Genomic DNA, 22,982 nt, shown 5'->3' with positions numbered 1-22,982 from the left:
TCAGAATAGTAAGTGTTCCTTGTACTTAAGGGTAAGTGGATCAAATTGTTTCGTATATTGGATCAGGGGCAGACTTTGGAGTCTGTTCAGCAACTCCTGCGGATGAAGGTACTGCTGCAGCGCCCCTGTTATTTGCAGAATGTAATCATACTCTTTTACATCGGGCAGCAAAAAAGGCATTTTAGCAGTGAGGGTTCCTAGCGCTTTGTTTCGGAACAGACGCACAGTACTGTGCATGTCGTTGTGCTCAAAATGAGAGATGTACATCTTCTGCCGGTCTGTCATCTCGTAGCACAGGTCCCGCTGCCGGGTGAGGTTGAGCCCCAGAAGACGGTTAAGCGACCAGGCCATTTTGTAGTCACGGCACGAGGCAACCACACCAAAAAGGGCGAAGCTGAAATCATACTCAATGTCCAGGTGCAGTGTTTTCATGGGCTACCAAACGGCGTACTTGCAAATTTATAAACATGGCAACGGAAAACGACCTTTAAGGCAAAAACTTTTATCACTTAGCGAATACAGCAATTTTTTTTGACATTGTCTGCCTAATTACATTTCTTTGCACAGTGTTTTAATAAACTATAAGAAAAAATGTCAGAAATCGCAGAAAAAGTAAAGGCTATCATCATCGATAAGCTTGGTGTTGAAGAGTCAGAAGTTACTCCAGAAGCTAGCTTCACAAATGACCTTGGCGCTGATTCACTGGATACAGTAGAGCTTATCATGGAATTCGAAAAAGAATTCAACGTATCTATTCCAGATGACCAGGCTGAAAACATTGCCACTGTAGGTCAGGCGATCAGCTACCTGGAAGAGCACGCAAAGTAATATAACCCCATTACCTTTTTGTATTAAGTAATTTTTACCTATCTATCCTCTACTAGCAGCTTATGGAGCTTAAGAGAGTTGTAGTTACAGGGCTTGGCGCACTCACCCCACTTGGAAACAACGTTGCAGAATACTGGAACGGGCTGGCCAATGGTGTGAGTGGAGCTGCGCCTATTACACGCTTTGATGCGAGTAAGTTTAAGACCCAGTTTGCCTGTGAAGTAAAGGGATATGATCCTGAAAAATACTTCGACCGTAAGGAAGCGCGTAAGATGGACCTGTTCTCTCAGTTCGCCATGGTGGTGGCTGAAGAGGCGGTTCAGGACGCGAAACTGATAGACAGTAATGTTGACCCGGACCGCGTTGGCGTGATCTGGGGATCTGGTATCGGCGGTCTGCGCACTTTTCAGGAGGAGTGCGTAAACTTTGCCAACGGTGACGGTACCCCGCGATTCAACCCGTTCTTCATTCCGAAGATGATCGCCGACATCAGTGCCGGTCACATTTCAATTAAATACGGCTTCCGTGGACCTAACTTCGTTACGGTTTCTGCCTGTGCATCTGCTACCAACGCCATCATCGACTCTTTTAACTATATCCGCCTGGGTATGGCCGATGTGGTGGTAACCGGTGGTTCAGAAGCTGCGGTGACCGAAGCAGGTATAGGAGGCTTCAATGCCCTGAAAGCCCTTTCAGAGCGCAATGATTCCCCGGAGACGGCTTCCCGCCCATTCGACAAAGACCGCGATGGTTTTGTATTGGGTGAAGGGGCAGGTGCCCTTATTCTGGAGGAGTATGAGCATGCCAAAGCCCGTGGCGCTAAGATCTACGCCGAAGTAATTGGTGGCGGTATGTCTGCAGACGCTTACCACATCACAGCCCCGCATCCGGAAGGATTGGGCGCACTCAACGTGATGAAGAACGTACTGCGCGATGCCAACATCAAGCCGGAGGAGGTCGATTACATCAACGTGCACGGCACATCCACGCCACTCGGAGACATCAGCGAGGTGAAAGCCATCCAAACGGTGTTCGGTGAGCATGCCTACAAGCTCAACATTAGCTCTACCAAGTCTATGACGGGTCACCTGTTGGGCGCGGCCGGAGCGATAGAGGCCATTGCTGCCATTATGGCGATCAAGAACAGTGTGGTGCCGCCAACGATCAATCACTTCACAGATGATGAGAGCTTCGACGCTGGCCTTAACTTTACCTTTAACAAAGCGCAGGAGCGCGAAGTGAAAGTAGCGTTGAGCAACACGTTCGGCTTTGGTGGACACAACACTTCCGTTTTATTCCGTCAATTTATCGACTAGGTGTTTGGTCCAATAAAACCAGTACGGCGCTTCTATCACAGCCTTTTTACCAAGGATAGAGAAATAGTGCGCGCCATTTCCGGTATTATTGGCACTACTCCCGATAACATACGCCTGTACAAACTGGCGCTCACACACACGTCCTTTGCGCGGCAGAACCTGGCCAGCAAGCACGATACCAATGAGCGACTCGAGTTTCTGGGCGATGCGGTGCTCGGAACGGTGGTGGCAGAACTGCTTTTTAAGAAATTTCCCTACGAAGACGAGGGCTTTATGACAGAGATGCGCTCACGGATCGTAAACCGGGAGTCACTCAATCATATTGCCATTAAGATCGGCCTGAACCTGCTGGTCAAGGTCGATACTTCAGGCGGACAGAGTGCCCGGCATAAATCGGTGCATGGCAATGCCTTGGAAGCACTGGTAGGCGCCATCTACCTGGACAAAGGGTATACGACGACGCGTCAGTTCATACTTGGCAAGCTGATCAAACCGCACGTAGACCTGCACAAACTGGTCAACACCACCTCAAACTTCAAGAGCAAGCTCATTGAGTGGGCCCAAAGCCAGAATGCTGATATCCGCTTTGAGATCGTGAACCGCAAGAACCAGGGCAACACAACAGAATTTACATGTGAGATCTACCTGGATGACAAACCGGTAGCAGTAGGCGTGGGCCTCTCCAAAAAGAAAGCCGACCAGGCTGCTGCTGAAAAGGCATTGGATGTGCTCAACATCAGCTAAGGCGCTCTTCTGCTAGTGCGAGCTAGCTTACATTGCCCCACATACCTTCCTAATCTCAATTTTAGAAAAGCCACTGTCATTCAAACGGTAGCGACTCATCATCTCATCCCTTTCAATTCTTAGTTTCTGATTTCTGGTTCGGTACTGCGCCTGGCCTATACCTGAATGGGCTCAACAGTCCTCAGGCTATACCTGTTCAGGGTATGGCGGTTCTTTATTTGGCTGCCAAAGCTTAACTTGCTTCCGTATTGTTGCGTTAGAGAACACACTATGGAAGAAACTAGACTGATACTGGCCGGGGCTGCCCTGAATCAGACCCCGCTCGACTGGGAAGCCAATCTGCTGAATATCCGATCTGCTATCATCGAGGCAAGCACCCGCAATGTGGACATCCTGTTGCTGCCCGAACTTTGTATCACAGGCTATGGCTGTGAGGACATGTTCCTGCACCCCTGGTTCGCCGAGGAGGCATTCGAAAAGCTACTCCAGGTAAAAGAGTGGTGCGATAACATGACCGTGTGCCTGGGCGTGCATGTGATCATTGGAAAAGATGTGTTCAATACGGCGTGCGTTATCAGAAATAAGGAAATCATTGGCTTTACCGCCAAGCAGTTCCTGGCCCGCGATGGTATCCATTACGAGCCGCGCTGGTTCACGCCATGGCCCGCCAACGTGGTGGAAGAGTTTGAGATGAAAGGGAAGCGCTACCCGATCGGCGATATTGTGTACGAGGAGAAGGGCGTGAAATTCGCATTCGAAATATGCGAGGATGCTTGGCGAACAAACCGCCCTGCCGAGCGCCACATGCAAAAGGGCGTACAATTGATCCTGAACCCGAGTGCCAGCCACTTTGCCCTGAGCAAGACCGATCTGCGTCACCGTCTCGTAGTAGAGGCCTCCCAAAAATATCAATGCGCTTACCTATACGCTAACCTGCTCGGCAATGAGTCTGGCCGTGTGATCTTCGACGGCGAAGTGCTCATCGCCCAGAACGGAAAGCTGATTCGCCGCAACGAGCTGCTGTGCTTCAAGGACGTGGACTTGGAATGCGCTGAGGTTAGTTTCGGAGCCAACCCGGTAATAGCCGAAACGATTGAGTATCTGCCGCCTATCGACGAGAATGCCGAATTGATTGCTGCCCTGAGCCTGGCCCTGTTTGACTACATGCGCAAGAGCCGCAGCCGGGGTTTTGTGCTGTCGCTGAGCGGTGGCGCCGACTCATCGTGTTGCGCCGTGGCCGTGGCCGAAATGGTGCGCCGTGGCGTCGATAGCCTGGGTGTGACCGGTTTTGTGACCAAAGCCCGCATGTTCTCGCTGAAGGATGCTGAGTATTTCGAGGCTTTGCCGCAGGATCAGGTGGTCAGGCAACTGGTGGGGCGTATCCTTACCTGCGCCTATCAGGGCACTGTCAATTCTTCTGATGCCACCTATACCTCCGCCAAAGAACTGGCTGAGTCCATCGGGGCCGTGTTCCACGACTGGACCATTGATGAAGAGGTGAAAGGCTATACCTCTAAAATAGAGAGGGCACTGGAGCGTGAACTGACATGGGAGCACGACGACCTGGCCTTGCAGAACATACAGGCGCGCGTGCGTGCTCCTGCCATCTGGATGCTGGCCAACATCAAAAACGCCCTTCTGCTTGCGACCTCTAACCGGAGTGAGGCAGCAGTTGGTTATGCCACCATGGACGGCGATACGGCCGGCAGTATTTCACCCATCTCAGGTATAGATAAATCCTTCATTCGTCAGTTTTTGATCTGGATGCAGGAGGAACTGGGTTACCTGGGGCTGGACTATGTGAACAACCTTCAGCCAACGGCCGAACTGCGACCTTCTTCTGAGGACCAGACGGATGAAAAGGACCTGATGCCGTACGAAATCCTGAACATGATCGAGCGGCTGGCCTGGTATGAGCGTCTGTCGCCGCAGCAGGTGATAGACCATCTGGAAAAGGAAAACGTGGCGCCCATAGAATCGCTGAAGGGATACGTACACAAGTTCTATACCTTGTGGTCGCGCAACCAGTGGAAACGGGAGCGCTACGCCCCGGGCTTCCACCTCGACGACTACAACCTGGACCCGCGCAGCTGGTTGCGGTACCCTATCCTGAGCGGCGGATTCCGGGAGGAGCTGGGCAAGCTGAAATAGAAGCCGAAATTTATACCTGTGAAAGGCACCATCCTATACCTGAGAGAGCAGGGCGGGGTGGTGCCTTTTGCTTTTGTCGCTATACCTGTGGATAAATATACCTATACCTGTCCGGCGCTGGTTTTTTAGCTTTGCTAAATATTGTAACTTTGGCAGAACCATACCGCTGTATATGAGCATTCTGAACTATATAACCTGGGATGTAAGTCCTTCCATCTTCTCCATTGGCTCTTTTGAGGTGCGCTGGTACGGACTCCTGTTCGCACTGGCGTTCGTGTTCGGGCAGCGCATCCTGACCAAGATCTACGTGGCAGAAGGCCGCACGGAAGGCGACGTAGACATCATCACCCTATACATGATTGTGGGCACGGTGGTAGGCGCGCGTCTCGGCCATACCCTGTTTTACCAGCCCGAGTATTACCTGAGCAACCCGATTGAGATCCTCAAAATCTGGGAAGGCGGACTGGCCAGTCATGGCGCTACGATCGGTATTCTGCTGGCTTTGTGGCTGTTTAGCCGCAAGCACCACTTTGACTACATGTGGGTGCTGGACCGGATCGTGATCGTAGTGGCGCTGGGCGGTGCCCTCATCCGACTGGGCAACCTGATGAACTCTGAGATTTTTGGTCGTCCGACTGATCTGCCGTGGGGCTTTATTTTTGTTCGGCAGAGCGAGTACTCCCACGTGCCGCGCCACCCGACGCAGCTGTACGAATCGTTCAGTGTGTTCCTGCTGTTTGTGTTGCTTTACTGGCTCTGGAAGAAATACAAGGAGGCCTTGCCAAGGGGTTTGCTGTTCGGGATTTTCGTGACGGCTCTCTTCACATTCCGCTTCCTGGTTGAGTTCCTCAAAGAAGTGCAGGTAGAGAAAGAGGAAACCATGGCGCTGAACATCGGTCAGCAGTTGAGTATCCCACTGATCATCATCGGCTTGATCATACTCTTCAGGGTATGGCGCGATCCCAAGCCGGCCCTGCCCGGTGGAAAGCCCGCACGGGAAGTAGCCCGAAAGTAAAATCAGTCAAGAAATGGAAACGGCCGGCAATCATTGCTGGCCGCTTTGCTTTTAATAGGTTCAGGCAATTAGTTGAGGCTATACCTGAACAAGCCGCCGTCTTCGCTGGTGATCACCAGGGTATTCTCATCTTCAAATGCCACTGCCTCGGTCTGCCCGGCCTCCTTGATATTCACCTTCTGATAGTCGCTCCTGTAGAAAGCAGCCGGATCGCTTACGTTGCGGAAAATGTGCAGGCCTCCCTCGCTTACGAGCGCCACCGTACTGCCATCGGCGTTGCTGCCTGCCCCGGTCACCGGTACGCCCAGTTTGTGACTGCCCAGCAACTTGGCTTTGTACTGACCGCCGCTGTCCGGTAGTTCGTATACCTTGGCCGTCTGCTTTTGGCCCCTGTCCTTCGACACCAGGTATAGCTTGCCGCCCTGCCAGAAGATGGCCTCCACATCATAGTTCATGTCCTTTTTCGAAGGAGGAAACTTCTTCTGATCTTCGTAAGAGAACCGTATGGCCTCGATTTTGTCAGGCTTGTCGAGCTGGAGTTTGTAGATGGCCAGTTCTTTGCGCTTGTTGTTGTTATTGCCCGTATCGGCTATGTAGATGTTGCCTTCGCTGTCGCGGGCCAGGTCCTCCCAGTCCACGTTGGGCAGTTGTAATTTAATGGTCTCGATTAGTTTACCTTTTCGATCGACCAGGTAGAGGTGTGGTTTGTTGCCTGCATCATTGTGCGTGACATAGGCATCCCGCTCAGTTATAAACTCGACACCAGAGCTTTCGCTGACCGGGGAAGGAAGTTTGGCTAATTTAACCAGTTTGCTGGTAGTTACTTCGGAGGTAGTGGCTTCGGAATTGGTAACGGTATCGGAGGGTCGCCCCAAAAAGTAAAAGAGGACTACCATCACAGGTATAAAAAAGGCAAGTATTTTCAGCATGAGCTTCATAGTGTTGTTTAAAACAGTGGGCGCGTTATGGTATAACGGAAAGCAAAAGCCCTGTGGTTGCGTACAAACTGTAAATACCCGTTTTTTTACCGGATTACTGTTGATCAAGCCAAGCAATGGAGATAAAAAAGATAAAAGAAACCTGCCTGTATGTAGCCGATCTGGAGCTCAGCCGCCAGTTTTACAATGGAAAGTTGGGACTGCCTGTAATTGGAGAAGTGAAAGACCGGCATATTTTTTTCAGAGCAGGGGAGTCGGTGTTGCTCTGTTTTGTGTCGGAGGCATCTAAGAAAGGAGGCACCCTGCCACCTCACTTTGGGTCCGGCCAACTGCACCTGGCGTTCGAGGTAAGTCGGGAAGACTACCCTGGTTGGAAAAGCAAAATAGAGGGGGCAGGTATACCGGTGGAGCAGGAGTACGATTGGGGACGCGGCTTCCTGTCGTTCTATTTCCGCGACCCTGACCAGCACTTGCTGGAGGTGGTGATGGAAGGGATGTGGGATAAGAAGTAGCGACTGCTTCTTCTGCACATGCCGATACTGCTTCACGAAGTTTACCTCCAAACCTTTCAACGGCTAACGACGGGCTCGCTTTCCTTTCTCTTACTGGAATTAAGACCTACAGGCTGTCGTGCTTCCTGTTTACGGATAAGCTTCATCCCAAATGGCACACGCAGCCAATTAAATGGCATGATCAGGTATTTAATCAGCAGAAAGCAGATGGCAAAAGTGCCCAGGCTGATGACAGAAAACTTCAGGCCGATGCTCCAGTTTGCCTGCAACAAGTAATAGCCCAATGCCACGATGACGGTCTGGTGCAGTATATAGAATGGGTATACCAGCTCGTTGGCCTGTGCCAGGTATTTGTTTTTCAGGTTGAGGTGCTGCATGGCAAACCCGAGGATCACCATCAACCAAAACCACCGGTTGCTTTGCTGCAGCACATAGTAGAAGGCCAATTCGATCTCGCCCAGGTCTCTGCCTTTAAACCAATAAAAGGTATACAGGACGGTCAGGGTGATACCTGCCAGGCTTAAACTATACCAGCGTAGTTTTCGCACCTTTTCCTGCAGTTGGGGAAGTTTCATCAACAGAAAGCCAATCAGAAAAACTGTGATGTAGAGGAAATGGTTGGCCCAGTCATCGATCAGGGCGTTGGTAGCCGGAAAGCGTTCGTTGAGCAGTGCTCCGCCTATACCTAGCCACAGGGCCGGGACTGCCAGTAGCACCCAGCGCGGTATATGGGCTACCTGCATGTTGGCCCGGCGCAGGTATACCAGGAAGGGAAGCAGCAGCAGACTGTAGCAGAAGATGTACGCCAGGTACCATAGGTGGTGCCAGCTGAAGTTGCCTTCCGGGTAGGGCTCAAATTCGAACACAGAGGGGTAGAAACTCAGGTAATTGGTAGCCGTGCCCTGCACCGCCCGCTCAAAGTATACCTGTGGCGGCACAATCAGCAGCATCCCGATGACCAGGGGCAGCAAAATGCGCTTCAGCCTGTCTTTGGCAAAAGCACCGGCACTCCGGAACCCCAGGGCAAAGTACACGCCCACACCCGACACCAGGAAAATGAGCGACATGCGCCACTGGCTCATAAAGATCATCGGCACCTGCAGCGTTTCACTGATTACCGGATTTTTGACGTGCCAGTCCCAACTGACGAAGTACATGCCGGTGTGGTAAAAGATGAGGAGGGAAAAGGCCAGCACCCGCAGCCAGTCGAACTCGTAACGTCTGATTTTGATCTGATTTTCCATAGCTTTTCGTTTGACACAAACATCGCCAAAGAGGCCCTCATCAGAAGAATCTGCCGATAGGTGCGGGGTGCTAACTTATAGGGAAGTACTTAAACGGAGCCAGAAACGGCTGTTTTGCGGTATTGCCCCGGTGTCTGGCCGGTATGTTTTTTAAAGACGCTGCTAAAAGCGGACTTTGACATATAGCCCACTTGCTCGGCCACTTCCTCTACTTTGAGGTGTTGCAAGGCGGGGTCAGCCAGTATGGCCTTGGCTTCTTGTATGCGCAGCTCAGCCAGGTACTCAAAAAAGCTCTTACCCAGGCGCTCGTTCAGGCTTTGAGACAGGTAGTGAGGAGAAGTGTGCAGTTGTTTGGCCAGCGTAGGGAGGGAGGCTGATGGTTGGATGTAGAATTTCTCCTGCTCGGCCGCTCGCAGCTTGTGGATCAGGTCCTGCTTGGCTTCCTCGCTCAGGGCGGATTTCTCATACTTTACCTGCACCACCGGCTGAAAGAAAGCAGAATCGGTGATGATCTTGTAGCTCGCAAAAAACAGCTGCACCACCAGGAACATGGCCAGGAAGTGATCGCCCAAGTCGCGCTCATAGCTTATTTTGACAAGCACGATCAGTACCAGCGTGGCAACGAAAAAGTATAGCAGGAACCTTGCCCAGGTATAGAAATAAGGGTTAGGAGACTCCGCAGTGCTTTGTTTCCTCAGAAGCAAAAAGCAGAGTATAATGTAGAGGAGGATGTGCAACATGGTCAGCTCGTTCACATAGCTCGTCCAGTGCAGTGGGTCCCAGAAAAGGGTAATGGTAACCGGCAGGCGCTCCATTTCCGGAAAGTAGGCTCCGATGTAAGCGTTGTATTTGACTTCCTCCGGCTGTATGTAAAAAAGTATGTGGTAGAGGAAGTACACTCCAAAAGGAATGAAATGCAGCCACTGTCTCCGCGTCCATTTGTTTCCGTTCAGACTCCGGAAAAGCAGGTAAGTGAGCGGGCCAACGGCAAAATTTGCCGGTTCCGAGAAGTCAGCCAGGTGGAGGACCCGGAACATAAGGCCGCTGTAGCACAGAAAGACCTCCAGCACCATGCAGGCACAGGTAAAGACCAGTGCCGCCAGCAGCAGGTGGTGATAAGGTTGCCGGTGCGGGCGCCGGCCCAAAAAAAGTAGACTCATGAAGAAACCCTGCACCACGCCTACCAGTAGGATGGCTGCAAACCAATCGAATCGGAAGAAGGACTCTGTGTGTGGCATTGGCAGGGATAATCGGCTACTGACAGTTCATAATACTAAAGCTAAATTTCAACTTACGTTTCAATATGGCACAGGATTCTGTTATTGCATTGTAAGGGAGCCGTTTAAAAAGTAAAACCCCCGCTGTGTGCGGAGGTTTTTGATGTGATTAAACTGATAGAGTTACTGCAGTCGCGCCTGAATCTCTTCGATCAATCCGTCATAGCGCTTCAGCAGGCGGCCCCAGTCTTTAAAGTCTTCATCGTCCTTTACACTGATGTTACGCGCCGTGTTGTTCTCGCGCTCATGACGCTGGCTCACGATCTTCACCACATAGGTCAGGTCGTTGGAGTTGCCGCCGCTACTCACGATCACGCGGGTGCGGATCATGTTCGCGCCATTGAAGTTCTGCACCTGCCAGGCGCTTGTCAGGTAGCCGGTGTTGTAGTCTACTGTTTCCAGCACATCAAAACGCTTGGTAATGATCGAACTCAGGATTCTCCAGGCATCAGCCGGGTCTACGGTTTTGTTTATAGGTATAGTGATGCGCACATTGGCCATATCTGAAGAAATAGAAGAGGTATAGGCTTCATCCACGGCAAGCTCTACAAACTCTGTTGGTTCTGGAGCCTGCATGTTTTCCTGGTTGCAATAGTTTTTGATGTAGCGCAGGAAACCGTCTTTGGTCACACGCACTTCTACGCAGCCGTTCTTAGGTACTTTCAGGTCGTATTTGCCCACGCCCACTACTTTACCGGCTACCTCAATGTTAGCATCAGCAGGAGAGGAGGTGATTTTCACCAGACGGTCTTCCAGCAAGGCGCGGCTGCGAAGCGGGGGAAGCGGGTCTGTGGCTGGCTTGTTGCAGTATACCTGCACTACTTCGGCAAACCCTTCTTTTGTGACGGTAACGGTTACGCACGTACCGAACGGTACGCTCACATCAGTGTTGCCACGTCCGTTTACCACGCCGTTCAATGCTACAGAAGCATCAGCCGGAATGACTTCCAGGCGCACCTGGCGGTCTTTCAGTTCAAAAAAGTCTTTTACAGGAGGTGCTTCACGATCCTTTTGGTTGTAGTATACCTTGGCTTGTGGCGCAAAGCCAGGCTTCTTCACCTCTACGTTCAGGAACTTGTCTTTCTCCACAATCAGGTTGATGCGCTTCGTGCCAGCCAGTCTACCGTCCACGTAAATCTCTGCGTCGTATGGCTCCACACTGATGTCGATCAGGCGGTTAGCCAACTCAACCTTTTGCTCTTTGTCCCATTTCATGGTGCGCGGAAACTCGCGGATCACGGGCTCATAGCCTTCTTTTACAATGGCTATGCGGTTGCGGGAGTCTTTGTTCAATTTCAACTCAATACTTCCGACACCGAGTTCCGTTACAGTGCTGTTGTCCGCATCATTCAGCAAAAAGAATTTGGCATCGGGGAAATTAGCGGCAACGTTTATTTTGCTTTGTGCGAAAGAAGAAAACGCCAGGAAGCAGAGAATAAAGGATAAGTAGAGAATTCTCTTCATAGAGATCAGATGAAGTTGGTGAAAGTATAAGATAGGTTGGTTGTAAATTTATCGCCATAAATTTAAATAATATTTATTTAAATTTATATATAAGGATGTATGCATCGATGAAAATACCCAGAAGTAAGTACTCGATAATTACTATGAAGGGAAAGGCAGCCAGTGTTATGACGTAAATGCGAGGTGCAGAGAAGGGGCCCCGCACCAGTCGTTGGCTGTCTTGAAGAGTGGCCTTACGATTTTAGCTTCAGCAGCAGCTCTGGGGCAATGGTATGGCCGCCCTCGAAGGTATGGACCTGTGGCGAAATGCTAAGGCGATGCATGATTTCCTGTTGGTGCTGGAGCTTTTCTGGCGTGATAAATTCATCCTGCGTGCCGTACACCACATCCACCCGTATACCTTCGAATACCGTTTTGCCTGATTCAAAGTCAATATCCTCGGGGAAAGAGGCGGCCCAGAGCACCAGGTGCTGGCATGGTACCTGATTGGTCGCAAGCCAGCGGCAAACTGTAGCGCCGCCCTGTGAAAATCCCAGCACGTGCACCCGCACGTCGGCAGGTGTTTGCTGTAAGAGTTCCTGCAACAGTAAGTTCAGGTAGACTGACTGGTCCCCTATTTCAGAAAGTCGATCCTCTTTGGTCATCCAGGTAGCACCCACCCGGCCTGAAAAACCATCCAGGTAAAAGCGGGACAATCCCTCTGGTGCCACAATTACGGTAGCACCGTCGTCGAGCACGGCGAAGTGGCGCAGAAAATAACGAGCCAGTTGCCCATACCCATGACACACCACCCAAAGGTCGCGCGTCTGCTCTGAGGGCGTTCCCAAGGTATAGTAGCGGGCCGTTCGCGGTACTGTCAGCTTATGCTCCATGTTGGTATTGAGTGAGTTAGTGATGGAGTGAATTAGTGATTTTTTAAATTGTTGAATGATTAGATTGTTGATGGTTGGGTGCACTATTTGAGCAGGTTGCGATTAGCCTCCACAAGTGTTTTCGTTTGCTATACCTGCCTATTAGTCAGTTTGTTATCTTGGCGCGATGTTATGGCATTTGAGAGGGAATCACTTATCCACTCCATCACGAATTCAAAAAACAAAACCAATCACGCAATCACTAACTCACTCATTCACTCAGTAAATTATAAATGTTCTTTGTTGAACTGGAAAGGCAGTAGGTCGCTTACGCTGCGGAGACGGTAGAAATTGCCTTCCGGGCCATGCATCAGAACAGGTATAGGCTCCCCCTGTTTGTGCTCGTACTCGGCCATCACCTGCCGACAGGCACCGCATGGCATGGCTGACAGGAAATGCTGTTCACTTCTGCGGCGGGCAGCCACGGCGATCAGCTTTATCTTTTTGTTCGGGTAATGGGCACTCATGGCGAACAGGGCGGTTCGCTCAGCACAGAGGCCGGAAGGGTAGGCCGCATTCTCCTGGTTGCTGCCTTTAAACATGGTGTTGTCGTCCAGCACCAGGGCGGCGCCTACCAAAAAGTTGGAGTAAGGAGCGTAGGCATCCTTTGCCGTTTCTTGAGCGAGCAACATCGCGTCGCGCTCCTGTTGGGTCAATTCGTCTGTCGAGAGTACGTCGATGCAGATTTGTATATTCAGCTCACTTGCCATTTAAGACCTTATAGGTATAAAAATTAGAAAAGGGCTATAAATTTAACCCATTATTCTGATAAAACAATACAAAAGGTTGGCCTTGCAGGGGGTAATTGCTAAATTCAAACGCAACGATACGAATACTATGAAAAATATACTCCTGCTTGGGGCCGGTCGCTCCGCCTCTTCGCTGATCCAGTACCTCTTACAAAACGCGCCGTCCGAAAACTGGCGCATCACCATTGGCGACATTAATGTGGACCACCTTCGTGACAAGCTCGCGCAGCTGGACTTTGCCGAAGCCATTGTATTTAACGTGCATGACGAGGCGCAACGGGCTGCGGAGGTAAGCAAAGCCGATCTCGTGATTTCGCTTTTGCCGGCCATCTTCCATATTGAGGTGGCCCGTGAGTGTGTGAAACAGGAAAAGCACCTGATCACGGCATCCTATGTTTCGCCGGAGTTCAGGGAGCTGCACGAAGAGGCTAAGCAGAAGAACCTGACCATTTTGATGGAGTCAGGCTTAGACCCAGGTATAGACCACATGTCGGCGATGGCGGTGATTCAGCGGGTACAGGGTATGGGCGGTAAAATAACCTCCTTCAAGTCTTATACGGGCGGACTGGTGGCACCGGAGTCAGATAATAACCCCTGGAACTATAAGTTCAGCTGGAATCCCCGCAACGTGGTGCTGGCAGGGCAGGGGACAGCCAAGTATATAAAGAACGGCGACTATAAGTACATACCATACCATCAACTTTTCAAGCGAACGGACGAGCTGTACGTGGAGGGCTACGGCCACTTCGACGGCTACGCCAACCGCGACTCGCTCAGCTACCGGGAGCATTATGGCCTGAAGGATATCCCGACGATGCTGCGCGGCACACTGCGACGCATCGGCTACTGCGCTGCCTGGGACGTGTTCGTGCAACTGGGCCTCACCGACGACAGCTACGACCTGGAAGGCGTAGGCAGCATGACGCACCGCAGCTACCTGGAAGCTTTTCTTCCTCCTGCTGCCTTTGCCAAAGAAACAACACGACAGCGACTGAGCCGCTATGTGGGTATAGTCCCCGAAAGCGAGATAATGGAGAAGCTAGCGTGGCTCGGTTTATTCGAAGACACACCACTAGAAATGCAAGTCGCTACTCCTGCGCAGGTGCTCGAAAAGATACTGGTTGGCAAATGGAAGCTGGAGCCCGGCGACAAGGACATGATCGTAATGCAGCACCTGTTTGAGTACGAACTGAACGGCGAGCAGCACGAACTCACCTCATCGCTGGTGGTGCTGGGCGACGACGAAGTGCAAACGGCCATGGCCAAAACCGTAGGCCTGCCGGTAGGTATTCTGGCGAAACTTCTGCTACAAGGCAAAATTGATCGTCGCGGCGTAGTTATCCCTATTTACCCGGATCTGTACGAACCTGTGCTGGAAGAGCTCAAAAGGTATGGAGTTGACTTTGTGGAGGAAGAGAAGGTAAGGGCAATCCATTAGAAGGCGTAGCCTCTGGCAGTTTTCAGAAGATCAGGTAGTAGTCCCGCAGCAGTGCTGTGAAATCAGCGGTATAGGTTGTGCCATCTTCTTCACGGATGTAAAGCTTTTTAGAAATAACCTGTTTTGTCGGCTCGAAGGTATAGGTCTGGATGTGGCGGATGCACTTGCCTCCAGTGCGGGTATATACCTCCAGCGTATCGGCCAGGTATAGTGCGTGCGCTATGGCAAGCTCAGCAAAGTGGTTGGCCTCAGCTGGCGGCAAGAGCAGGTATAGCTTGCCGTCTTGGGTAAGATGTTTCTGCGCGAAGGTCAGGATATCTACAAAGAGTAGGTCGCCGGTGTGTTTGGCAGTGTTCTTCGCAGCGTTATCAGACTTGAGCGAAGCCAGGAAAAAAGGCGGGTTCGACAGAATGACATCGTACTGTTGCGTGCAGGTTTTTGCAAACTCCTGCAGCGACATTGAGTGCAACTGAAGCCGATCCGCCCAAGGGCTTTCCTGAAAGTTTTGCCCGGCTTGTAGCTGCGCCTCCGGATTGATCTCCACGGCTTCCACCAACGCCACCGACCGTTGCGCCACCATCAGCGCCAGCAAACCCGTACCTGTTCCGATATCCAATATCCGCTTCGCCTGACGTACCTCCACATAAGCCCCGAATACACAGGAATCCGTGCACACCTTCATCGCACACAGGTCCTGGTTGATGCGGAATTGCTTGAATTGGAAGTAGGTGTTAGGCACGGGTTGGAATGAGTAGTGGGTAATAATGAATAATTCTTAAGCTCTTTTCTGGAATCGCTTTGTGAATAAGAGGAAGGAGCTGTTAAAGAGAATAATGGCGATCGCAGAAATAAAAATACAGTCGGGGTTCTTGAAGGTATGAGTTAAGCCATATCCTATAAGAAATAGCAGTGGCGTACTGCAAAAATAGATCGTGCTTATTAGTCTTTGTCTCTTCAATAGGACAAACACTCCAACAATGATGTAAATGATAAGAGCAATTATTAACAATATAATTGCCGCATATACTGCCGCGACTAATCCATCTAAAGCAATCATATTCTTTGGTTAATCATCTATATCCACTAACCAATATTAATCACTTCGAGTTAAACTGTCCCGACTCAAACCCCTCATCTATCAACAAATTTGGCGACAGCGCACTTGCAACAGCTAATTCATCGCAGCGCTCGTTCTCGGGGTGCCCGGCGTGGCCTCTGATCCAGACGAAACGAACGTTGTGTTTGGCGTATATCCGCAGGAAACGGGCCCAAAGGTCGCCGTTTGCTTTGCCGGCGAAGCTCTTCTTCTGCCAGCCAAAGACCCAGCGTTTCTCCACGGCATCCACCACATATTTTGAGTCAGAATACACTGTGACAGGTATACCCGGTTTGGTGATCGCCTCGAGCCCCACAATCACGGCGAGCAGTTCCATGCGGTTGTTGGTGGTTTTACGGAAACCGGCAGTCAACTCTTTCTCGTGGTTTTTCCAGCGCAGTATCGTTCCATACCCCCCCGGACCTGGATTCCCTCTTGAAGCACCGTCTGTAAAAAGCTCGATCATTTTTTAATTTTTGAATGAGTGATAGAGTGAATGAGTGATTTTATAAATTGAGGTTGCGTGCGTTTTGACTTGTAAAGAGTGCAGAAGCAATCGCCTTTTTTGACCGCTGCAAGCTTGAGGATCCTGATTTATTCAAAATTATTCACTCAATCACTCATTCACTCCATCACTCACTTAAATAGGTAGGTTTGTTTTGAACAGTTTGATGGCGATGGCCAGCAGGATAACACCGAACACTTTGCGGAGTACGTTAGCACCGGCTTTGCCGAGTTTACGCTCCAGCCAGGGCGAAGCTTTGAGAACGATGTAGACGAACAGTAGGTTCAGGATGATGCCCACCAGTACGTTTGGCAGGGAATAGGCGGCGCGCAACGAGAGTAGCGTGGTCATGGTGCCAGCTCCTACGATAAGCGGGAAGGCCAGTGGCACGATGGAGCCACTCTTCACTTCCGGGTCGGAGTGGAACAGGTCTTTCCCCAGAATCATCTCCAAACCGATCAGGAAAATGATAATAGCGCCGGCCATTGCGAAAGACTCGAAATCGATGCCAAACAGCTTCAGGATACCATCGCCAACAAAAAGAAAGGCGATCATCAATACACCAGAAATGATGGTGGCTTTCTCGGACTCGATCCTGCCTTCGCGCTTGCGGAGGTCGATGATGATGGGGATAGAACCGAGGATGTCGATTACCGCGAACAGGATGAGCGTGACAGACGCGATTTCCTTGAAACTGAACAGGTCCTGAATCATTACTTCGTTTTTGTTAAACTGCTTGAAATACAAGCAATTAGGTATAGGTATGCACTGAATTGCTGTTGGCAATTCAGCTAACAAGCCGCAAAGGTAGGATTCTTAGACGTAATAATGTAGGAAAAAGCGCTTCAGCTCTTCGTACTCCTCGTTGCCGATGGCCGGGAAGTTGGCGATCCGAAACGTGTTACGCTGCCATGGGCCATAACCGTTGCCCAACCGGATGTTGTGGTGCAAAGCCCGTTTCTTGATGTCTTCCACTACGCGTTCGTTCGCCTCCAGCACTACCACCGTTTTAGAGCGCACCTCTTCGTTCTCGATCAACAGTTTAAATTCCGTGAACTGCCCAAAGAACTCATACAGCTCGTTGGCGCGATCGACCAGGTCAATGTCGAGCTGCTTGATAAACGGCCGGTCTTCGAGCATGCGCTTGAGCAGGTAGATGTTGAGCGTGTTGGGTGTGTGCACGGTCTGGTAGTTGAGCATCTTTTCGTAGAGCGACACCAGGCTGTTGTAATGGTTGCGCTCGTTCATTTGCTTGGCCCGGAAGATGGCACGCGGCGAACAAACGAGTATACCCAGCCCCGGCGGCAGACCAAAGCACTTCTGCACAGAGGCAAACCAGATGTCGGCTTTGATGTACTTGAGATTAAGGCCAGCCATGGAAGAGGTGGCATCTACCGCCGTGAGGGTGTCGCGGAAGCGGTTGTGTAGGTTGAGGATGGAAGCTGCCGTTACCTGCGTCCCGTTGGAGGTTTCGTTCTGGGTAAAGCAGATCAGTTCGGTGTCGGTGCTGATGTCAAGTTCCTCCACCGGCATGGCTTCGTTGATGTCGAAACGTACACCCTCTGCTTCCGGTCGCATTTTTTTGGCATATTCGTACCATTTCTCCCCAAAAGAGCCATTGTAGATGTGGAAGCTCTTCTTTTTGGTGAGGCTCTGGATCAGGATTTCCCAGCACTCAGTAGCGGAAGAGGTAAAGAAAATAGAGTAGTCCTGCGGTATGTTCAGGCGGCGCTTGAGCGAGCCCACCACCGTGCGCGATAGCTGTACAAACTGTTCTCCGCGGTGCGGAGCTCCTAATATACCTTCATCGTACGCATCTGTCAGGTAGCTGCGTACTTCCGGGTATATCTTCGACGGTCCTGGAAAGAAATTCAACATGGAGGTAATATAAAGAATTATAGTATGGCTACTATAGTAAAAACCAAATATTTAGTGAACAGCAATTTGCTGTCGTCACGCTATTTTTTAGAGCCAAAACCGATCTGCTTCGGCTTCATGCGCTCAAAATACTGCAGGGCCATGCGGTAGCTTTCCAAACCAAAGCCCGTGATCACGCCTTTGCAGAAAGGGGCCAGCATGCTTTTGTGGCGGAAGGCGTCGCGGGCGTACACGTTGGAGATGTGCACTTCAATTACCGGCGTTTCAATGGCTTTGATGGCGTCAGAAAGAGCCACGGAGGTATGGGTATAGGCGCCGCCGTTGAATACGATGCCCTTGTAGCTGAAACCAACTTCGTGCAGCTTGTCGATGAGCACGCCCTCCGTGTTGGATTGAAAATAGGATAACTCCATGGCTGGGAAGGCATCCTTGAGATCTTCAAAGTAAGATTCAAAGGACTCAGTGCCATATACAGATTTCTCGCGGACACCTAAAAGATTAAGGTTTGGGCCGTTCAGGATCAGGATTTTCATAGTTTTAGGGTATCGTAGTGAATTCAGCTCAATTAAGCGTTTGCAATTTAAGGATTAACTATCTTTGCTTTGTTTTTTTTGATAAAAGAAAGTTTTGTCAGCGCCTCGTTTGCCCAAATCTTAACTTATGAAGTGGTCCATTTGCATTACCCAGTTCGAACAGTACCTGCGCCTCGAAAAGTCGCTTTCCGGTAACTCCGTGGAAGCTTACCTGCGTGATATCCGCAAACTGACCGATTTTCTGGAAATTAAAGGTATAACGGTGCAACCGGAGCAGATGACACCGCCTATACTTCGGGAGTTTCTGGAGTGGGTGGCCGGGCTGGGTATGACGCCACACTCGCAGGCACGCACGCTGTCAGGTATACGGGCCTTCTATAAATTTCTGATCATGGAAGATATGATCACCGCCGACCCTACCGAGACGATTGAAGCGCCAAAACTAAGTCGCAAACTGCCAGACACGCTGCACTTCCACGAGATTGAGCAATTGCTGGCCGCCATCGACCTGTCTACGCCGGAAGGCACGCGCAACCGGGCCATGCTGGAGACGCTCTATAGTTCCGGCTTGCGTGTGTCAGAACTGCTGGACCTGAAACTGAGTAACCTCTACGAAGACATGGGCTTTCTGAAAGTGGCCGGTAAAGGCGACAAAGAGCGACTGGTGCCGATCGGGCGCGATGCGCTGAAACATATACAACTTTACCGTGATGGCGTGCGCTGCCACCTCACCATCAAAAAAGGGCATGAAGATTTTGTGTTCCTCAACCGGCGTGGTGCCAAACTCACACGCGTTATGGTGTTCACGATTATCAAAGACTTGGCGGCCAAGGCAGGTATACAGAAAACGGTGAGCCCCCATACCTTCCGCCACTCTTTTGCCACGCACCTCATCGAAGGCGGCGCCGACCTGCGTGCCGTGCAGGAAATGCTGGGCCACGAATCCATCACTACCACCGAAATCTATACCCACCTCGATAGAGACTACCTGAAACAAGTGATCAAGGATTACCATCCGAGAAGCTAGAGATTTTGGGAGTTAGAGAGTTGAGGAGTTTAAGCGATTTATAGAACCAACGCATGAAGAAAATGTACATCGTTTTGCTGACGGTATTTTTGATAAGCTGTAGCGTAAGAGAAAGTGAGGAAGAGTCAGTAATCGAGCATGAGAATACAAAGTCTTCTCCAATTATTGAGTCACAGCACTCAATAATTCAGCCACTATTCACTAAAGAAGATATAAAAGGGGTATGGACCTCAGGAGAAACTGAAAACGCTAGCTTTAGTATTGAAGAAGACTCAATATTATTTGTGGACGCACTTGAGTATATAAAATATGAATTTAGAAATGATACTCTGATATATCTGGATGGTAATGATCCCTTTTTTCAGACTAGAGTAATAAAAGCAGACAAGGATTCATTAGTAACCTACAACCAAGATGGTATCCGTAGATTTTGGAGGTTTAAAGATTGAATTAACCATTGCTTGAGCAAGTTGAATTATGGCTTGTTCGGACAGATCGCGACCTGCGCGAATCATTCCTCGACGATATTAAACCAATCATTTTTCCGGAAGTCAATAAGCAACACAAACTCAAAAAACGCGCATGCCAGCTACCTTTCATCGGATATTTTCCGTTCTACTACTTTTCCTGTCTATCCCTGTTCTTGCCACTGCCCAGTCCGTTGACGACATAACGCCTATACCTGTTGAGGTGATCAAAGAGGCGAGAGGGCATGTGTCCATTGACGAGAAAACCCAGATCCTATTCGACAAACAGTTTGGAGCGCAGGCTGATTTTCTGAAAGAAATGCTGGCCGCACAAACGGGACTGAATCTGCCCGCATACCCGAACACAACAACTAAGCCAAAAGCCAGTCACCACATCCGGCTCGTTTTCGATAACAAGACCATCGACAAAACCGAGATGTATACCTTAGTTGTTTCTGGCAAAGACATAACGATACGCGCCAAAGACACGGGCGGCATGGTATATGGTATCCAGACTTTACTGCAGTTGTTCCCGCTCAAGCAGGTGAAGGAGGTGAAGATTCCGGATGTGCAGATCAAGGACTATCCGCGTTTCGCCTACCGCGGCATGCACTTGGATGTGGTGCGCCACATGTTCCCTGTGGAGTTCATCAAGAAGTACATCGACTACCTGGCCTTTCACAAGTTCAACACCTTCCACTGGCACCTCACTGATGATCAGGGCTGGCGCATTGAAATGGAGTCTTACCCAAAGCTGAATACCGTAGGCTCCTGGCGCGAGGAAACCCTGATCGGGCATTTCAAAGACCAGCCGATTAGGTATGACGGCACCCGGTATGGTGGTTTTTATACCAAAGACGAAATACTGGAAGTGATCAACTATGCCTCCGTGCGGGGCATCAACATTATACCTGAGATCGATATTCCCGGCCATAGTCGCGCGGCTATTGCTGCTTACCCGGAACTCAGCACCCGTCCTGACACCACCTGGAACGTAGCGACCACCTGGGGCATGTACAACCGCCAGAATAACGTGCTGCAGCCCAACCCGGCAACTTTTCAGTTTCTGGAGACTGTGTTTCAGGAAGTAGCCGATCTGTTCCCTTATGAGTACTTCCACCTGGGCGGGGACGAAACCAGCAAAAAGTGGTGGAAAGAAGACCCCGTGTCGCAGGCTTTCATCAAAGAACACAACCTGAAAGATGAGAAAGGCCTGCAGACCTATTTTGTAGAGCAGGTAGCAAAATACCTCGCCGTCAAGGGCAAGAAAGTGATTGGCTGGCACGAGATTCTGGAAGGAGACCTGAGCACCTCTACGCTGATCATGAACTGGGGCGGGGAGAAGGAAGGTATAGCGGCCGCCACGCGTGGCCATCAGGTGATCATGGCGCCGGGCCACCCGCTGTACTTTGACCATTACCAGTCCAAAGACCCGAACGACAGCCTGGCCATACATGGCTACAATCCGTTGGATGCTGTTTACAACTTCGAGCCGGTGCCGCCCGCCCTGCGCGAGCAGAAGCTGGACCACTACATCATAGGGGCGCAGGCCAACTTATGGGCAGAGTATATTGGCAGCACAGCCAAGGTGGAATACATGGTCTTTCCGCGTATGACGGCCCTGAGCGAGGTGCTTTGGTCACCACAAGAGAAAAAAGACTTTTCGGATTTCAAACGAAGACTCAACACTGCCATTATTCCACGCTATACCTTCTGGGGAGCAAAATACTTTCCTCACTTTGAGCAGTGGACGATGGAGAAGAAATAGGATGTAAAATTTTGGTGCAAAAATGCAGTGTGTATGGTAAGTAACTGATATTTACTATATTTAAATGCTGTAATAACACAGGCTGTGTTTTATGCATAGCCTGTGTTATTTTTTTAACCATTTTTCAACCTATTTCCAGACTTTTTATGACAACAACTTTACTCGAAAAAGAAAAACAAACCACTCACTTCTCTTTCACTGGCAAGGGCTCCGAATACTTTGCCATCGAAATAGTAAACCTCCTGCTCACTATCGTGACACTAGGGCTTTACTACCCATGGGCCAAGGCCAAATCGCTGCAGTATCTGTACCGCAAAACCGAACTGGCCGGTATGCCCTTCGTTTTCCATGGCACCGGCAAAGAGATGTTTAAAGGCTTCATCAAAGGATTGGTTATACTGGCATCCCTGTATGCGTTTATGGTTTATGCGGTGGTAACAGAAAACATAGGTATGATGCTGCTAGCCTATGCCGTGTTTCTGCTGGGCTTTCTGGCGCTGGTACCCTTGGCGCTGCACGGTATGATGCGTTACCGCACATCCCGCACGAGCTGGCGCGGCATCCACCTGGGCTACCGGGGCGAACTCTCCGATATGTACTCCACCTACCTGATCGGCTTCTTCCTCACCATCCTTACGCTCGGTATCTACGGATCGTGGTTTGTGGTCAAACTACGCAAGCAGATGATCGATAACGTGCGCTTTGGCAACGTGAGACTGCGCTATGTGGGCGATGGAGGTGACTTATTCCTGATTCACGTGAAAGGCTACTTCTTTTCCATCTTCACGCTGGGCATTTACCTTTTCTGGTACACCAAAAATCTACTTCACTTTTATGTGAACAACATTGTGGTGCTGCAGGAAGACGGTACCTATAGCCGTCTGCAGTGCCATGTTTCGGGCTGGGACGTGTTAAAGCTGACGGTTGGCAACATCCTGATCGTTGTGTTCACGCTGGGGCTGGGTATACCGTTTACCACTACCCGCACCATGTCGCTAATCATGAACAACACCGTAATGAGCGGACACTTTGATGCCGACGCCCTGGTGCAAACCGAAGAAGCCTACGATTCGGCTACTTATGAAAGCATGACGGATATGATGGATATCGGTGTGATCTAA

Annotated in this window: 23 protein-coding genes; 11 read left to right on the top strand and 12 right to left on the bottom strand. The window is 50.4% G+C overall.

The window, feature by feature from the left end; genetic code table 11:
- Positions 1-432, bottom strand: coding sequence for an IPExxxVDY family protein (locus tag AC4QZR_RS00615; RefSeq protein ID WP_494479197.1), 432 nt, complete (start codon positions 430-432; stop codon positions 1-3).
- 159 nt (positions 433-591) lie between these two features.
- On the opposite strand from AC4QZR_RS00615, the gene AC4QZR_RS00610 reads away from it, so the two are divergent.
- The 5 genes from AC4QZR_RS00610 (at position 592) to lgt (ending at position 6,054) form a co-directional block, all read left to right on the top strand.
- Positions 592-828, top strand: coding sequence for an acyl carrier protein (locus AC4QZR_RS00610; RefSeq protein ID WP_007659745.1), 237 nt, complete (start codon positions 592-594; stop codon positions 826-828).
- A 62-nt stretch (positions 829-890) separates the two neighbouring features.
- A complete protein-coding gene (gene fabF / locus AC4QZR_RS00605) occupies positions 891-2,144 on the top strand; it encodes a beta-ketoacyl-ACP synthase II (RefSeq protein ID WP_494479196.1) in 1,254 nt (417 codons plus the stop codon).
- Positions 2,145-2,210: 66 nt separating this feature from the next.
- Positions 2,211-2,888, top strand: a complete 678-nt coding sequence (gene rnc / locus AC4QZR_RS00600) for a ribonuclease III (protein WP_253400567.1) — start codon at positions 2,211-2,213, stop codon at positions 2,886-2,888.
- Positions 2,889-3,158: 270 nt separating this feature from the next.
- On the top strand, positions 3,159-5,039 hold the full coding sequence (gene nadE / locus AC4QZR_RS00595; RefSeq protein ID WP_494479195.1) for an NAD(+) synthase: 1,881 nt from the start codon (positions 3,159-3,161) through the stop codon (positions 5,037-5,039).
- A 172-nt stretch (positions 5,040-5,211) separates the two neighbouring features.
- On the top strand, positions 5,212-6,054 hold the full coding sequence (gene lgt, locus AC4QZR_RS00590) for a prolipoprotein diacylglyceryl transferase (RefSeq protein WP_494479194.1): 843 nt from the start codon (positions 5,212-5,214) through the stop codon (positions 6,052-6,054).
- A 68-nt stretch (positions 6,055-6,122) separates the two neighbouring features.
- Here lgt and AC4QZR_RS00585 read toward each other — a convergent pair whose 3' ends face one another.
- Positions 6,123-6,992, bottom strand: coding sequence for a hypothetical protein (locus AC4QZR_RS00585; protein WP_494479193.1), 870 nt, complete (start codon positions 6,990-6,992; stop codon positions 6,123-6,125).
- 116 nt (positions 6,993-7,108) lie between these two features.
- Here AC4QZR_RS00585 and AC4QZR_RS00580 point away from each other — a divergent pair, with 116 nt between their 5' ends.
- Entirely contained in the window at positions 7,109-7,504 is a 396-nt protein-coding gene (locus tag AC4QZR_RS00580; protein ID WP_494479192.1) for a VOC family protein, read from the top strand.
- Between the two features lie 56 nt (positions 7,505-7,560).
- On the opposite strand, the gene AC4QZR_RS00575 is transcribed toward AC4QZR_RS00580, so the two are convergent.
- From AC4QZR_RS00575 to cdd, 5 genes are all read right to left on the bottom strand, one after another.
- Entirely contained in the window at positions 7,561-8,748 is a 1,188-nt protein-coding gene (locus tag AC4QZR_RS00575; RefSeq protein ID WP_494479191.1) for an acyltransferase family protein, read from the bottom strand.
- A gap of 89 nt (positions 8,749-8,837) precedes the next feature.
- Positions 8,838-9,986, bottom strand: coding sequence for a helix-turn-helix transcriptional regulator (locus tag AC4QZR_RS00570; protein ID WP_494479190.1), 1,149 nt, complete (start codon positions 9,984-9,986; stop codon positions 8,838-8,840).
- A 162-nt stretch (positions 9,987-10,148) separates the two neighbouring features.
- Positions 10,149-11,489 carry a hypothetical protein gene (locus tag AC4QZR_RS00565; RefSeq protein ID WP_494479189.1) on the bottom strand — a complete coding sequence of 447 codons (1,341 nt, stop codon included), beginning with the start codon at positions 11,487-11,489 and terminating at the stop codon, positions 10,149-10,151.
- A gap of 233 nt (positions 11,490-11,722) precedes the next feature.
- Positions 11,723-12,361 (bottom strand): alpha/beta hydrolase, encoded by a 639-nt coding sequence (locus AC4QZR_RS00560; RefSeq protein WP_494479188.1) that lies wholly within the window; start codon positions 12,359-12,361, stop codon positions 11,723-11,725.
- Positions 12,362-12,627: 266 nt separating this feature from the next.
- The gene (gene cdd / locus AC4QZR_RS00555) at positions 12,628-13,110 is read right to left on the bottom strand and encodes a cytidine deaminase (RefSeq protein WP_494479187.1); all 483 of its coding nucleotides are present in this window, start codon (positions 13,108-13,110) and stop codon (positions 12,628-12,630) included.
- Between the two features lie 127 nt (positions 13,111-13,237).
- Here cdd and AC4QZR_RS00550 point away from each other — a divergent pair, with 127 nt between their 5' ends.
- Positions 13,238-14,587: a saccharopine dehydrogenase family protein gene (locus AC4QZR_RS00550; protein ID WP_494479186.1), complete on the top strand. Its 1,350-nt coding sequence runs from the start codon at positions 13,238-13,240 to the stop codon at positions 14,585-14,587.
- 22 nt (positions 14,588-14,609) lie between these two features.
- Here AC4QZR_RS00550 and AC4QZR_RS00545 read toward each other — a convergent pair whose 3' ends face one another.
- The 5 genes from AC4QZR_RS00545 to aroQ all read right to left on the bottom strand — a co-directional run bounded on the left by AC4QZR_RS00545 (position 14,610) and on the right by aroQ (position 18,599).
- Positions 14,610-15,326, bottom strand: coding sequence for a tRNA1(Val) (adenine(37)-N6)-methyltransferase (locus AC4QZR_RS00545; RefSeq protein WP_494479185.1), 717 nt, complete (start codon positions 15,324-15,326; stop codon positions 14,610-14,612).
- A 358-nt stretch (positions 15,327-15,684) separates the two neighbouring features.
- The gene (gene rnhA, locus AC4QZR_RS00540; RefSeq protein ID WP_494479184.1) at positions 15,685-16,149 is read right to left on the bottom strand and encodes a ribonuclease HI; all 465 of its coding nucleotides are present in this window, start codon (positions 16,147-16,149) and stop codon (positions 15,685-15,687) included.
- Positions 16,150-16,323: 174 nt separating this feature from the next.
- Positions 16,324-16,890, bottom strand: a complete 567-nt coding sequence (locus tag AC4QZR_RS00535; RefSeq protein ID WP_253401932.1) for a MarC family protein — start codon at positions 16,888-16,890, stop codon at positions 16,324-16,326.
- A gap of 114 nt (positions 16,891-17,004) precedes the next feature.
- Entirely contained in the window at positions 17,005-18,066 is a 1,062-nt protein-coding gene (locus AC4QZR_RS00530) for an aminotransferase class V-fold PLP-dependent enzyme (RefSeq protein ID WP_494479183.1), read from the bottom strand.
- 80 nt (positions 18,067-18,146) lie between these two features.
- On the bottom strand, positions 18,147-18,599 hold the full coding sequence (gene aroQ, locus AC4QZR_RS00525) for a type II 3-dehydroquinate dehydratase (RefSeq protein WP_494479182.1): 453 nt from the start codon (positions 18,597-18,599) through the stop codon (positions 18,147-18,149).
- Positions 18,600-18,726: 127 nt separating this feature from the next.
- Between aroQ and xerD the strand changes: the two genes are divergently transcribed.
- The 4 genes from xerD to AC4QZR_RS00505 all read left to right on the top strand — a co-directional run bounded on the left by xerD (position 18,727) and on the right by AC4QZR_RS00505 (position 22,982).
- Positions 18,727-19,626 carry a site-specific tyrosine recombinase XerD gene (xerD, locus tag AC4QZR_RS00520; protein ID WP_253400555.1) on the top strand — a complete coding sequence of 300 codons (900 nt, stop codon included), beginning with the start codon at positions 18,727-18,729 and terminating at the stop codon, positions 19,624-19,626.
- 53 nt (positions 19,627-19,679) lie between these two features.
- On the top strand, positions 19,680-20,075 hold the full coding sequence (locus AC4QZR_RS00515) for a hypothetical protein (RefSeq protein ID WP_494479181.1): 396 nt from the start codon (positions 19,680-19,682) through the stop codon (positions 20,073-20,075).
- A gap of 133 nt (positions 20,076-20,208) precedes the next feature.
- The gene (locus AC4QZR_RS00510) at positions 20,209-21,861 is read left to right on the top strand and encodes a beta-N-acetylhexosaminidase (protein ID WP_494479180.1); all 1,653 of its coding nucleotides are present in this window, start codon (positions 20,209-20,211) and stop codon (positions 21,859-21,861) included.
- A 146-nt stretch (positions 21,862-22,007) separates the two neighbouring features.
- Positions 22,008-22,982 (top strand): YjgN family protein, encoded by a 975-nt coding sequence (locus AC4QZR_RS00505; protein WP_494479179.1) that lies wholly within the window; start codon positions 22,008-22,010, stop codon positions 22,980-22,982.

The organism is Pontibacter sp. YIM B11418 (assembly GCF_059278805.1).
Note: the sequence above shows the minus strand (reverse complement) of the source record. Positions and strands in the feature narration are given on the sequence as shown.